General features: G+C 41.0%; 14 protein-coding genes. 2 read left to right on the top strand and 12 right to left on the bottom strand.

What is annotated here, in order from left to right:
- The first annotated feature begins 372 nt into the window (after positions 1 to 372).
- Positions 373 to 819 carry a VanZ family protein gene (locus tag V7147_RS01155; protein WP_335366025.1) on the top strand — a complete coding sequence of 149 codons (447 nt, stop codon included), beginning with the start codon at positions 373 to 375 and terminating at the stop codon, positions 817 to 819.
- Positions 820 to 830: 11 nt separating this feature from the next.
- Here the strand turns inward: V7147_RS01155 and spoIID are convergent, their stop codons facing one another.
- Positions 831 to 1,850, bottom strand: a complete 1,020-nt coding sequence (gene spoIID / locus V7147_RS01150; protein WP_335366024.1) for a stage II sporulation protein D — start codon at positions 1,848 to 1,850, stop codon at positions 831 to 833.
- Positions 1,851 to 2,028: 178 nt separating this feature from the next.
- Here spoIID and V7147_RS01145 point away from each other — a divergent pair, with 178 nt between their 5' ends.
- Positions 2,029 to 2,187, top strand: coding sequence for a hypothetical protein (locus tag V7147_RS01145; RefSeq protein ID WP_335366023.1), 159 nt, complete (start codon positions 2,029 to 2,031; stop codon positions 2,185 to 2,187).
- Between the two features lie 378 nt (positions 2,188 to 2,565).
- Here V7147_RS01145 and murA read toward each other — a convergent pair whose 3' ends face one another.
- From murA to V7147_RS01090, 11 genes are all read right to left on the bottom strand, one after another.
- Positions 2,566 to 3,864 (bottom strand): UDP-N-acetylglucosamine 1-carboxyvinyltransferase, encoded by a 1,299-nt coding sequence (murA, locus tag V7147_RS01140; protein WP_335366022.1) that lies wholly within the window; start codon positions 3,862 to 3,864, stop codon positions 2,566 to 2,568.
- Between the two features lie 954 nt (positions 3,865 to 4,818).
- The gene (locus tag V7147_RS01135; protein ID WP_335366026.1) at positions 4,819 to 5,055 is read right to left on the bottom strand and encodes a DUF1146 family protein; all 237 of its coding nucleotides are present in this window, start codon (positions 5,053 to 5,055) and stop codon (positions 4,819 to 4,821) included.
- 259 nt (positions 5,056 to 5,314) lie between these two features.
- Positions 5,315 to 6,823 carry an NADH-quinone oxidoreductase subunit NuoN gene (nuoN, locus tag V7147_RS01130; RefSeq protein ID WP_335366021.1) on the bottom strand — a complete coding sequence of 503 codons (1,509 nt, stop codon included), beginning with the start codon at positions 6,821 to 6,823 and terminating at the stop codon, positions 5,315 to 5,317.
- Positions 6,824 to 6,827: 4 nt separating this feature from the next.
- On the bottom strand, positions 6,828 to 8,339 hold the full coding sequence (locus tag V7147_RS01125; RefSeq protein ID WP_335366020.1) for a complex I subunit 4 family protein: 1,512 nt from the start codon (positions 8,337 to 8,339) through the stop codon (positions 6,828 to 6,830).
- A complete protein-coding gene (gene nuoL / locus V7147_RS01120) occupies positions 8,336 to 10,204 on the bottom strand; it encodes an NADH-quinone oxidoreductase subunit L (RefSeq protein WP_335366019.1) in 1,869 nt (622 codons plus the stop codon). Before nuoL ends, V7147_RS01125 begins: the two co-directional genes overlap by 4 nt.
- Positions 10,205 to 10,282: 78 nt before the next feature.
- Complete coding sequence (gene nuoK, locus V7147_RS01115; protein ID WP_335366018.1) at positions 10,283 to 10,597, bottom strand: NADH-quinone oxidoreductase subunit NuoK; 315 nt, start codon at positions 10,595 to 10,597, stop codon at positions 10,283 to 10,285.
- A complete protein-coding gene (locus tag V7147_RS01110; protein WP_335366017.1) occupies positions 10,594 to 11,109 on the bottom strand; it encodes an NADH-quinone oxidoreductase subunit J in 516 nt (171 codons plus the stop codon). The genes nuoK and V7147_RS01110 overlap by 4 nt, the downstream gene beginning before the upstream one ends.
- Positions 11,106 to 11,525: an NADH-quinone oxidoreductase subunit NuoI gene (gene nuoI / locus V7147_RS01105; RefSeq protein WP_136380709.1), complete on the bottom strand. Its 420-nt coding sequence runs from the start codon at positions 11,523 to 11,525 to the stop codon at positions 11,106 to 11,108. Before nuoI ends, V7147_RS01110 begins: the two co-directional genes overlap by 4 nt.
- A gap of 30 nt (positions 11,526 to 11,555) precedes the next feature.
- A complete protein-coding gene (nuoH, locus tag V7147_RS01100; RefSeq protein ID WP_335366016.1) occupies positions 11,556 to 12,557 on the bottom strand; it encodes an NADH-quinone oxidoreductase subunit NuoH in 1,002 nt (333 codons plus the stop codon).
- On the bottom strand, positions 12,557 to 13,657 hold the full coding sequence (locus tag V7147_RS01095) for an NADH-quinone oxidoreductase subunit D (protein WP_335366015.1): 1,101 nt from the start codon (positions 13,655 to 13,657) through the stop codon (positions 12,557 to 12,559). The genes nuoH and V7147_RS01095 overlap by 1 nt, the downstream gene beginning before the upstream one ends.
- 3 nt (positions 13,658 to 13,660) lie before the next feature.
- Positions 13,661 to 14,224: NADH-quinone oxidoreductase subunit C (locus tag V7147_RS01090; RefSeq protein ID WP_335366014.1), on the bottom strand; the 564-nt coding region annotated here is incomplete at its 5' end.

Here is a 14,224-nt window from a genome sequence, read left to right as displayed (position 1 = left end):
TCATAGCCTTGATGAAGACCTTTTTCTTGCGTTCGGGGGTGCGTTTGGGTCTTCATAACCCCGATGAGGACCTTTTCACAACCGCCGGGAGTGCGTTCGGGTCTTCATAACCTCTATGAAGACCTTTTTGCAACCGCTGGGAGTGCATTCGGGTCTTCATACCAACCACCGATGAAGAGGATTTGACCCGAGGAATTCTTGTGTTTTCCCCTTCATTACCCATTGATTAAATTCCCTCAACTCCCAGGCAACGATCGGTTCCTCATAGCCTTGATGATAACATCCATCCTACAGCAAACTTAAATTTTATCCATCACGCCCCCGATGAATGCTATACTATGTTAGTACAATTTAAAAAGGAGAGTCTCCCGGATGAAAGCTTTTTTGCGATTTCTACTATTAATAGCACCGTTTTTATATATGATCTTTATATTCATTTTATCTAGCCTTCCATCGGACGCAATTGTGAACACTCCGTTTTCATGGGACCAAGCTTTTAAAGAATCACTTCACCTCATTGAATTCGGCATTCTGTACGGTCTGTGGGTTTTGTTTTTCCTTGTACAGGGAAAGTTCACTCCGAAAACCAGCATCCTTGCTGCGGTTCTTGCAATCGCTTATGGCTTCTCAGATGAGTTTCACCAATATTTTGTTCCCTACCGGTCTGCAACTGTCATTGATCTTGTTAAAGACACAATTGGGGTGCTCGTACTTTTTTCGATTGTAAAAGTGAGTTATTTTGGCGAAAAACTACCGCGATTCAAAAAGCTTCTCCAATCGGTAGAAGCTTTGAAAAGCAAAAAGGCAGAGGGGAACTAATCCCTCTGCCGTTATTTTTTCACGGTTAATTTATTTACGAAGTTCTCTGTGGACGAAATTTCTACACCCTGGTAGTAATGCGCCACAATCTCCTTGTAGTTTTTTCCTGCCTTTGCCATTCCATCCGCGCCATACTGACTCATGCCAACCCCGTGACCGTTACCCTTTGTTTTTATGATGATTTGATTGCCCTTACGCTCCCAGGAAAAATCGGTCGAGCGCAAGCCTAATGCTTCGCGAACTTCTCTACCCGTAAAACTCTTTCCACCAACATCCACTGAAGCAATACGATTTGATTGTGTTTTTGCTGTAACATTTCCAATCTCATTCCCATTGCTAAGCTTAATCCCAAGCTTTTGTTCAAAATCTGCAACAGTCATTTGAACTTGATCGTTAAATTTCTCTGTATTTACATCCCACGGACTTTCGACACTTTTTAAATAGGGATACTCATTTTTATAATAATCCTGCGAGTTTTCCGTATAGCCATTACTCGTTGAGAAAAATTGCGCATCAATCGGCTCCCCATTATAAGTCAGGATCTGACCCTGTGTTTCCTTGACGGCCTGCGTAATTTTTTTGATCTTCCAGTCGTATTCGCCTTTCCATTCTGCTTTTAATTCCTCAATGCTACTATATACTTGGTGTTGGGTCGTATCTGATACATCTGCACCGTCAGGAACACCAATTTTTTGCTCGCTCAACATATGTCTCACTACATACGTTCTTGCAGCCAATGCTTGAGCTTTTAATGCCTCCACCTCGAACTTCGCAGGCATTTCCTTTGCTAGCACACCTACTACATAATCCTCAAGCTCCACATTTTCGATTTTCTGAGCACTGACGCGGTGCACGGCCACCTCCACCGTCGGACCTGAAGCAATTTGAGGCGGTTCTGGATTTGATTGTCGTTCTTCTGCCAGCTTTACCGTGTCCTTACCGGAGAACGGAATAACAAGCATTGATGGAATCAATAAGATCAAGGCAAAAAGGACAGCAACTAGTACAATGATTGGTTTAATCTGTTTCATGAATGCAAGCCTCCACATCAAAATTTATGCATTTCATTATGCACCTGTATATCAATACTTATGGTGGTGGACAAGCATTTATGACTCGAAAAACTGAAAAAATATTTTGTCCCGTATATACCATGTATAGTATAATTTACCTAGTAGTTTATTTTAATTTAAAGGGGAAATAAGAAAAATGGGTCAAAACTTGGTGAGTAGAACATGTCTTGCACTTGCTTTGTTAATTACGGTTTATAATTTTTTTATTACAGAGAACCCAGACTCACGCGCGACAGGCGTCATATTATTACTTCTCATCATCGCAAACATCATACCTCTTATAAAAAAGGATTAACTTTATTAAGTAGGGTTAAAACCCCAACTGAATAAAGTTAAAGCCTCCGGCGGATGCCACAGATTTTCAAAGGAAATTTTCCAGCATTAACTAGCACTAAGCCCTCCTAGAGGGCAACTGCCAGTAAAAGCCTGATTGGTTCAACTAACAATCTGTGGTAAAAAACAACCACAGATTGAAAGTTTCACTGTATCTCGCAGTAAGATCAAAGACTAAGAACGCCACTTCCTGTGGCAATCTTAATGACCTACTTCCTGTTGGCCTAAAATCTGGGCGCAAATACGCAAAGCGCATTTGATAAATATTTAATATGTATAAAAATAAAAAAGCTAGAGATATTACCATATGTAGGTAACATCTCTAGCTTTTTGTGGTTAGTCAAAAGTTGACTTTAGCTTCTTCCACTAAGCTTTCTGTTTCTTCAGTTATACGTTCGATGTCAGCACCTAATGCTGCAAGCTTTTCGTGGAAATTTACGTAACCACGGTCTAAGTGCTTCAGTTCCGTTACACGAGTGTAGCCATCTGCAACCAAGCCGGATAAAATAAGTGCAGCTGCAGCGCGTAAATCAGTTGCGGCTACTTCAGCTCCTTGAAGCTGGGATTCTCCGTTGATAATAACAGAACGACCTTCAATTTTGATATCACCATTCATACGTCGGAATTCCTCGACATGCATGAAGCGATTTTCAAATACAGTTTCTGTAATCATACTTGTGCCTTGCGCACGAAGTAATAATGCCATCATTTGCGATTGCATATCTGTTGGGAAACCAGGGTGTGGCATTGTTTTAATATCGACAGCCTTTAATTTTTCTGGTCCAATGACACGTAGACCATCTTGTTCTTCAATGATGGTAACGCCCATTTCTTCCATTTTTGCAATAAGTGAGCTAAGGTGTTCTTGTACTGCTCCTTGAACAAGAACATTACCACCTGTAATTGCAGAAGCCACCATAAATGTACCTGCCTCAATGCGATCAGGAATAATATTATGAGTTGCTCCATGCAATTCTTTTACACCTTCAATACGAATGGTTCCAGTACCTGCGCCTCTTACACGCGCTCCCATTGCATTTAGGAAGTTGGCAAGATCGACAATTTCTGGTTCTTTCGCGCTGTTTTCAATAGTGGTTATTCCGTCAGCTAATGTAGCAGCCATCATGATGTTTTCAGTAGCTCCTACGCTTGGAAAATCCATATATATTTTCGCACCGTAAAGTCGTCCATTAACTTTGGCATCAATATATCCATTTCCAACCTTCACAACAGCACCCATTGCCTCGAATCCTTTTAAGTGCAGGTCAATCGGTCTTGAGCCAATTGCACAGCCTCCAGGAAGAGCAACTCTCGCGTGACCATTACGGGCTAGCAACGATCCCATGACAGTTACGGATGCGCGCATTTTTCGAACATATTCAAAAGGTGCTTCTGTTTTTAGCTCTCTTGATGCATCGACAACGATTTGATTGTTGAGAAAGGTAACATCTGCATTTAAAAAGCGCAATACCTCATTAATCGTATACACATCTGAGAGCGTGGGTACTTCATTTATCACACTTTTACCATTACTAGCTAATAAGGATGCAGCGATAACAGGCAAAACAGCGTTCTTTGCGCCTTCAACTTTGACTGTGCCATTTAACCTATGACCGCCGCGGACGATGATTTTTTCCAAGGTATTCCCCTCCGCGTCCCATTTTCTATATATTCATATTCATTCATAACAATTGGTGTTCCATCTTGACTGTTGTTTGTAGAACCCAATCTTTTCATATTCATTACTTAATTGACAAATTTCGTTCGCACTGATGTAGTGTATGCAAACCACCGGGCAAATGTCTCTATTTTGGGTGTGAATGCAAGGCTACATCGCGATCCATAAAAAATTGGGTTAGTACTACTTTTAATCCATTATTTTCATGTGCAAGTTTACACAAAACCAATTTACATCATATCACTCAGAGTATATTGGCACAAGTGATAATTTGTGGGAATTTCGCAATAATTGTCGACAAATATTTGAATTATTAAAGGACTGCTTATTTGTGAAAACTTTACATAGTTCACATAGTACATGTAATACGAAAAGAACTTCTTATTTTTGAGGGTTTGTCTTCTTTTTTAGAAAAACAAGATTGTCTGATGACATTCAAAGTGGGACAATTGTATGCGGCTTTCACACTTGTGGAATACGCCCGTGAAAATCATCACTCTAAAATGAGGTTCCTTCGTATTCACCTTACCTTCTAATGGGTCACCCCAGTAATATCCAATGTATTTTTCCTTAGAATTGGCATACTAAGGGATGTTTTTAAATCAAATACACCTTGGCGTATTTGCGCCCGGATTTTTTCGAGTTTGCTCGAAAAATTCCTTTAAAAATCTGTGGCATCCGCCGGAGGCTATAACTTTATTCAGCCTAGGTTTGAACCTACACTGAATTAGTTACTTTAACCAAATTTAAACTTTCCCGTAAAATTAGGGATTACTCCTGAATAAAGTTAGTTACTTTCCTCTCCTTACTAACATTTTTACCAGAACTCCACTTTGGATACGTGGAAAGTAGTGGAGAACATAGACTGTAGCTTCATTCAGGACTACTTTTCCATAAAGTTCCCGCATAAAGTTTTCAGTCAAGAATACTTGGTAATTGTTGTGACCAAAGGAGATAATCTAAGAAGAAATTACTGACTGATGAACCAATTGCAATTGTCACTAGAATAAGCAGAACTCGCACCTGGAACACTTGATTCGGCTTTACTAAATGCTCATACCGAATGCTTTGCAATGCCCACCACGTAACCGCTATAAATATCAAATGCGAAATGATACTGATAAGTGCTTGATACCCAAAACCCGCTAACATCAAACCAATCCTTTCATATGGATCAAAGACTAAATACGCCACGTCCTGTGGCAACGTCTTTGTGACCCACATCGTGTGGGCCTAAAATCACACCACTCCATTTTAACATTTCCTATAACAGAAGTCGCCAAAAACAAGCATCAAATGGGACCATTGGGACGGTTCTACTGGTCCTGCATGAAAGTTTCCATAAAAAAACGGTTCTTGAATTCTCCATATAATGGAGAACCACAAGAACCGCCCCCTTGGACGCTTGCTTTTAACCAATAAAATCCCTGAAGCTTTCAAATTGTTGGATGAATTCGAAGGCAATACCAGGAAAAATTCCGAATCCGATTGTTCCGATTACAGCAACAACCACAACAATCAACACACCTAGAGGCAGTTTTATTTTGCTATCGTCTGCTGCTGGTCTAAAGAACATTTGTGTAAGGATTCCGAAGTAATAGAAATACGAGACAACTGTTGTCGCAATCATAATCGATGCCAGCACATAATGCGACGGAGTTGTAACAAATAACCCAATGAAAATCTCCAGTTTTCCGATGAACCCAGCTGTTCCTGGAATTCCCGCTAAAGAAAGGATAAATACTCCAAGTGCAACAGCTAGTATTGGTGATCGTTTATAGAGTCCTGCAAACTGACTAATATCCTCTGAGTCCGATTTCTGCGAAATGACTTGAAGAATCGCAAAGAACCCGAGACTCATGAAGAGATATGCCACTAAATAGAACCAAATCGCATCCATCATAAAATAGGAGAAAGCTACAAATGCTACTAATACATATCCAGCGTGGGCAATACTTGAGTATGCCATCATCCGCTTTATATTTTGTTGTCTTAGTGCAACTGTGTTCCCAATTATCATTGTAGCGCCCGCGATAATCGCTAACAGATCTTGTAGATGAAATACTAAATATGGTGTTTCTGCATTTCCAGATGGTACTTGGATAAAGGCGGTTACAATAATTCGCAAAATGATGACAAAGCCCGCTGTCTTTGAAACAACACTTAAAAAAGCTGTAACCGGTGTTGGTGCTCCTTGATACACATCTGGTGCCCACATATGGAATGGTGCAACCGCAATTTTAAAGGATAGACCCACTACAATCATGAATAGCGCAAGGGCAACAAGATAAATATGTTGCGGGTCCTGTAGACTTCCAAACGTCATGAAGATTTCTTTTAAATTCGAGGTTCCAGTTAGGCCGTACACATAACTGACACCGAATAAAAAGATTGCTGTTGAAACCGTGCCGTTAATCACATATTTCATCGCGGATTCATTTGAAAGCTGATTTCGCTTTCGGAGTCCAGCTAAGATATAGGACGAAATCGAAAGTAATTCCAAGCCAATAAATAGTGTAATCAGGTCGGCACTTGATGTCATGATCATCGTACCTAAAAGGGCTGCTAAAATTAAGTAATAAAACTCACCCCTATATTCGATACCATCTTTCGGCTCGTAACTCATCGCAAGCAAAATCACTAGACCCGTTCCTACTAATAAAATCAACTTAAACGCAATCGCAAAGGCATCCAGTCTAAATGTATCGTATAAAATAGAAGTTACATCATTTCCAATTAAAGAAATCGTAAATCCAATTGCAACAAGAATACCGGCAATACCTATCCAACCAAGAGGCCGTCTGTCTTTATCTTTTCCTAAAAATAAATCAACAATCGATAGAAGGGTTGCAACACCGAGGATGATAAATTCTGGTGCCATAACTCCCCATTCAAAGCTTAACAAAGTTTCTGTATCCATCGGCTCACCCTCCTAACCCTAGCATGATTGTTTCAAGTGCAACCTGAAGTGGCTGTGTAAGCACGTTTGGATAAACACCAATTAATACGATGAACGCAAGTAACACAATTACCGGAACCATTTCAATCGGTCGTAAATCAACTGCGCCCTCATAAGAATGATTTGCCTTTCCGTATGTCACATTTAGTACTGCACGTAATAAATACACAGCTGTCAGAATGATGCCAATTGCCCCAACTGCAGCAAGTACCGGCATTTCCTTGAACAGTCCGAGGAACGCCATAAATTCACTAACAAATCCGGACATTCCCGGCATTCCAAGTGAAGCCATTGCTGCTGCTAATAAAAATCCAGCCGTTAGTGGCATCACCTTAGCAAGTCCACCAAGCTTATCAATATACGAAGTCCCAGCGCGCTCGTACATAACCCCAATCAAGAAGAACAATAATGCTGAAATCAAGCCGTGTGACACAACCTGGAATACCGCACCTTGCACTCCCGCTTCATTCATCGCACCAAGGCCAATCAACACAATCCCCATATGGGAAATACTTGAGTAGGCAAGAACCATTTTGAAGTCCTTTTGGACAAATGCTAAAAATGCTCCATATAAAAGGTTGATCACCCCAAGCACGGCAACAATCGGTGCTAATGTGCTGAATTCGTCCGGGAAGAATCCCATTCCGAAGCGGATAATCCCATAAGCTCCAATTTTTAAAAGGATCCCAGAGTGAATCATAACGATTGATGGTGGTGCTTGTACGTGAACACGAAGCATCCACGTATGCAATGGGAAAATCGGTAATTTGATTCCAAATCCGATAATGATCGCAATCAATAATCCAAGACGTAACTCTTTCGAAAATTCCCCCGGAATAGGCAAACTTTCTGGCGGACTTGCAAAAATCGCAGTTAATGCCGCAATATTCGTTGTTCCAGACTTTGCAAAGATAATCATAATGACAATCAGCAAAATGGCTGAACCAAGTCCGTTAAAAATCAAGAAGCTAAATGCTGCTTTTTCTTTTTCAAAATAGCCCCATTTTCCAATCAGGAAGAACGTCGAAATTAACGTCATTTCAAAGAACACAAAGAATAAAATCAAGTTACCTGCTGTAAACACTCCCAGCATTCCAAGTTCAAGTAAAAGGAATAGCATAAAATAGCCTTTCCATTCCTTTTTAATATGAACAGATGCAATGGCTGCGAGTGTTGAGATAATCGTTGTTAAAAGGACGAGCACCAAAGTTAGACCATTTAGGCCCATCTCATAATTGACTTCCCACGGATTTCCTTTTGGTAAAAAACCAAACCAATAAACGGTCTCCTTAAGCTTTTCAAGGTCCCCACCACCTGTATAAAACGTGTATGCATACAGGGCAAGAACAAGTGAAGGTATCGTTGCTAAAATCCCAACAAGCTTGATTGTTTTTTCCTCAGTTTTCGGTACAAATGCAAGAACAGCAATACCTAAAATCGGGAAGAATACTAAAAGGGAAAGAATAAATGAGCTCATCTTAAGTACCCCCCTGTCAGTGCCACAACGAGAAGTAAAATCGCTAATCCCACAAAGGCAACGGAAGTATACATTTGGACCTGGCCATTTTGAAGCTTAGCCCCAAACTTTCCAATTCCCTGCGTTGCTGCAGCCACTCCTTTTACAATGCCGCCTACTAAAAATTCATCTATATATCGTAAGAATATGCTGAATACCTTCGTCACATAAACAACAGTCATGTTGTAAAATTCATCAATAAAGTATTTGTTGTAGACGATGCTGTACATAGTAGGTGCTCGAGAACTGAAAAAGTCTCTTGAAATTGATTTCCGTTGATACATCGCATACGCAAGCAAAAGACCAAATAGAGATGAGAATGTTGCAACCGCCATAATCCATCCCGGTCCCTCAATATGACCCGGTCCGTAAAGGTTCGTCCCTTCTATTAACCAATCCCCTAAAAAGGTTCCAAACCAAGGTGTGTTCACATAACCCGCTACAACAGCAAGGACACCTAGAACAATCATCGGAAGCGTCATTGAACTTGGTGACTCTTTTACATTTGTTTGTTTTCCTCTTGACTCACCCGTAAAGACCATGAAGAACAAGCGGAACATATAAAATGCCGTAAAGAACGCTGCGATCACCGCTAACCAGAACAACACGTAATTCCCTTGTGCCCATGTCGCAATTAAGATTTCATCCTTACTAAAAAATCCTGAGAAAAACGGTACACCACTGATTGCAAGTGTTCCAATTAAGAACAATGGTCCTGTAATGCGAAGCTTTTTCCATAATCCGCCCATTTCCTCAATGTTCTGTGTATGAACGGCATGAATCACGCTACCCGCTGCTAAGAACAGCAACGCTTTAAAGAAAGCATGTGTCATTAAGTGGAATACTCCTGCAACATACCCAGCAGATCCTAACGCTAGCATCATATAGCCGAGCTGACTCACTGTTGAGTAAGCAAGAACGCGTTTAATATCCTTTTGCGCTAAACCAATAGATGCTGCAAAGATTGCGGTAATTCCACCGATAATGGCTACTGTCATCATCGCCACATTGCTTGCTGCAAATAGAGGGAACGTCGTTGCCACTAAGTAAACCCCTGCCGCAACCATCGTAGCTGCGTGGATTAAGGCTGAAACGGGTGTCGGACCTTCCATTGCGTCCGGTAACCATGTATGAAGTGGGAATTGACCAGATTTTCCAACGGCTCCCACAAAAATTAAAATCGCGGTTAAGGTAATCATAGTAGATGAAATTTCTCCAGCACCAACTGCTCTAAAAATTTCATCATATTCAAAGCTATTAACTTGCCAGAATAATAGAATCATCCCGATTAATAGCCCAACATCCCCGATACGCGTCATAATAAACGCTTTTTTCGCGGCGGCTTTAGCTTCTTCTTTATAAAAGTAGAAACCAATTAATAGGAACGAACCGAGTCCAACAAGCTCCCAGAAAATATACGTTTGCAGAAGGTTTGGTGAGATTACCAAGCCCAGCATCGCGAAGGTAAATAACCCAAGGTACGCATAAAATACAGGAAAGCGCTCATCACCATGCATATACCCTTTTGAATATATATGTACTAAAAGTGCGACAAGCGATACTACCACTAGCATAAGTGCATTTAATTGATTGACTTCAAACCCCGCTGTTAAGTGAACATCCCCAATTGATAACCACGTGCTCTCATATTTGTATGTTGGATTCCCAAGCCTAGCTACGAGAACCAACACCGAGTAGACGAATGAGACAAGCGTGAGGAGAATGCCAATATAGGCACTCGACTCCTTCATTCGTTTACCGAATATAAGAAGGAACAAAAAAGAGATAAGCGGGAAAAGCGGTATGATCCATGCGTTTTCCATCATCGTATCACAATCCCCTTCTTTGACATGCGTTAAAGGCAAGAGAAACCTTTATTGCGTCCAATGCCTTTACAGATACTTTTAATGCTTCATCGTATTCATTTCATCAATGTTAACTGTGCGTTTATTTCGGTACAGTGCCATCAAGATAGCTAGACCAACTGCGAATTCAGCTGCGGCAATGGCGATCGTAAACAGTGCGAAGATTTGCCCCGTAATGCCTGGGGCCATCCCGTATTTACTAAAAGCCACAAAATTAATATTCACTGCATTTAGCATCAATTCAACTGAGATCAACACGATAACCGTATTTCTTTTTGTGAATGCGCCATATAGACCGATACAAAACAAAATTAAAGCTAGAATGAGGTAGGCTGCTAATGGGATTGAACTCATTGCTCATTCGCCTCCTCTTCATTGTCTTTTTTCGCTAAAATGATCGCTCCTATTAACGCAACAAGCAACACGACAGATGTTAACTCAAATGGAATCACATACTTTGCAAAAAGCTCGATTCCAATTTTTTCTGTATTGTTCACATGAAGATCAGTTGCTTGCCCGCCAAAATCTAAATCGTAAATGCAAAGGTAAACGGCAATACCAAATGCAAGGATTCCACCAATAACAAGGATGGTTCGCCCACGACTTATCTTTGGCTCGTTCGTGTAATTATGCTTCGTGAGCATGATTCCAAAGAGCATTAAAATCGTGATGGCACCTGAGTAAATCAAGACCTGCACGGCTGCAACGAATTCCGCATGAAGCAGGATAAACAAACCTGCGATACTAATGAAGGTGAAGACAAGCGCGATAACCATGTGTATAACCTTTTGGAGGTTCAGCATTAACACACCGCCGCCAATCGCACTGATTGCAAGGACTATGAATGCTAAAAATTCACCGGTCACACTTTATTCTCCTTTCTCACATTCGTATCGTTTTCATCTAACCACTCAAGGTTTTTAAATAGGTCGTCACGGCTATATTCCGCGAGTTCAAAGTTGTTTGTCATGACAATTGCTTCTGTCGGACAAACCTCTGTGCAAAGGTCACATAGAATACAAATTTCAAAGTTGATGTCATATGTATCGATGATTTTCCCTTTTTTAGTTGGATCAGGGTGCTTTTTCCCAGTTAACTGGATACAATCGGTTGGACAAATGTTGGCGCATTGATTACATACGATACATTTTTCCGGATAAAATTTTTGAATACCACGAAAGCGATCTGGCAGTGGCAATGGTTCATTCGGATAATCATATGTGACTTTTTTATAGGTTAATTGATTAAGGGTGTATTTCATCCCTTTCAGCAAGCCAAACATATTTTGTCACCCCTTTATTAGGTAGTTACTTTAGAAAAATAATTCTTTTATCAAAGCCGATAAGAAAATGTTGGCTAACGCGATCGGAAGTAGTACTTTCCAGCCGAATTCCATCAATCTATCCGCACGTAAACGAGGGAATGTCGAACGGAACCAGATTAAGACAAAGATAACTAAGCTAAATTTCAAGGCGAACCAAACGGCACCTGGGATGAAGTCCAAGAATAAAACAGGTTTCCAGCCTCCTAAGAAAAGGACCGTCGTTAATGCTGCCATTGCAAACATATACACATATTCAGCGAGCATAAAGAATGCCCATCTAAACCCTGAGTACTCAATATGGAAACCAGCAACAATCTCCGATTCTGCCTCAGGTAAGTCAAACGGCACACGGTTTAGTTCCGCAACAGACGCGATAAAAAAGACAACAAAGGCAATTGGCTGTGCAAAAATAAACCAAACCTTATCCTGGGATTCAACGATTTCAGACAGGTTTAAGCTACCGGATAATAAAATGACTCCGATGACCGACATCACAAGTGGAATCTCATACGAAATCATTTGTGCGGCTGCACGCATTCCTCCCATAAGGGCATATTTGTTATTCGAAGCCCAACCACCCGCAACGATTCCGACAGTAGTAAGACCGGAAACGGCAACATAATAGAGTAAGCCTACACCAATGTCGGCAAATTTATAGCTATCCGTAAACGGTAATGCTGCCACAACCATGAAGGCTGGAGCGAATGCAATCACCGGTGCAAGAATAAACAATGGCTTATCAGCAACCTTCGGGATTACGTCTTCTTTTAAAAGAAGCTTTAACACGTCAGCCACGGTTTGTAAAAGTCCCCAACGTCCCCCTACTTGGTTTGGACCCATACGTGCTTGCATAAATCCCATGACTTTACGCTCTGCAAGGATTCCATACGTAACGAAACCTAGGATGACAAAAAGCAAGACGGTTGCCAGTAAAAAGAAAATACCAAAATTCAGCCAACTTGGAGGCGAATTTAGTAGGTTTTCGATCATTAGCCATCAACCTCCCCAAGGACAATGTCAATTGCGCCTAAGATTGCAATCATATTTGCCATATTCTCACCCTTTAAAAGCTTCGGAAGGATTTGGAGATTGTAGAATGATGGACGTCTGAATTTCAAACGGTACGGTTCCTTTTTTCCATCACTCGAGATATAGCAGCCAATTTCTCCGCGTGGTGATTCAATTCTGACATATGCTTCACCCTTTGGTGCTTTGATGATTTTCGGAACTTTCGCCATAATTGGCCCTTCTTCTGGAAATTGTTCTACAGCCTGCTCGATAATTTTTAGAGATTCCTCAATCTCAGCCATGCGACAGTGATAACGTGCCCATGCATCTCCACCGTCCCTTGTTGGAATATCAAAATCAAAACGGTCGTAGATGGAATATGGTTCATCTTTTCGAAGATCCCATTTTATTCCTGTACAACGTAGGTTCGTACCACTAAGGGAGTAATTCAGCGCATCTTCTTTCGTGTATTTTCCAACGCCAATTACACGGTCACGGAATATTTCATTTCCTGTTACAAGCTGGTGATACCCAGGAAGCTGTGATCTCATATAAGGAACAAATTCTTTTACTTTTTCAATCCAGCCCTCTGGTGCATCCCATTTAACCCCACCAACACGCATGTAGTTAAACGTAAGCCTTGCTCCAGAAAGCTCATTTAGTAGATTGATAATCATTTCTCTTTCTCTAAATGCATAGAGGAATGGCGTTGTTGCACCGATATCGAGCAGGTATGTCCCCCACCAAACAAGATGACTCGCTACCCGGCCTAATTCCATCGCTAGGATGCGTAAATACTCAGCCCTCTCTGGTATCTCGATGTCCATCATTGTTTCAACAGCGTGACAAAGCACATAGTTATTCGTCATCGCTGATAAATAATCCATTCGGTCTGTATATGGAATAATTTGTGTGTATTGCAAATCCTCAGCAAGTTTTTCGGTACCACGGTGTAGATATCCAATTACAGGTGTAGCTTCCTTGATGATTTCTCCGTCAATTTTGACAACGAGACGGAACACCCCATGCGTACTTGGATGCTGTGGTCCTACATTTAGGAGCATTTCTTCTGTACGAATCATATGCTACACCTCCACATCATACGGTTCATAGTCTTTTCTAAGTGGATATCCCACCCAGTCATCCGGCAATAGGATTCGTGTTAAATTTGGATGCCCTTCGAATTTTATTCCAAGTAAGTCAAATGCTTCACGCTCTGGCCAATTTGCCCCTTCCCATAATGGACTTAATGATCCAGTTATTGGCTCATCACGGTCAATCTTTACTTTTAATGCAACAGATTGACGGTTTTTATATGAGAATAAGTGAACATATACTTCCATATGTGTCTGGAAGTCTGTACCATGCAGTTCTGAGAGGTAATCAAACCCAAGCTGTTCATTAAACTTTAAAAACTGTGCAACCTTAAAATATGTATCTGGCTTGGCCAGTAGTGTTGGTACGTCTTTTGATAGTGTATTAATATATGACTCTTCTAAAACGTCTTTCCCTAAGTGTTCCGTGATCACTTTCACGTACTTATCCAAATATTTTTGGTTTGGAGATACCGTTTCCTCTTCAACTTCTTCTTCGGTAGCTCCACCTACTGCGGATTTTGCCCTTGCTGCTGCAGCCGCCTTCGCCTTTGC

It is taken from the genome of Bacillus sp. JJ1521 (genome assembly GCF_036965165.1).
In the GTDB taxonomy this organism is placed as follows: Bacteria; Bacillota; Bacilli; order Bacillales; family Bacillaceae_L; genus Ferdinandcohnia.
The sequence above is the reverse complement of the archived record's forward strand: the minus strand, read 5'-3'. Positions and strand labels throughout refer to the sequence as shown.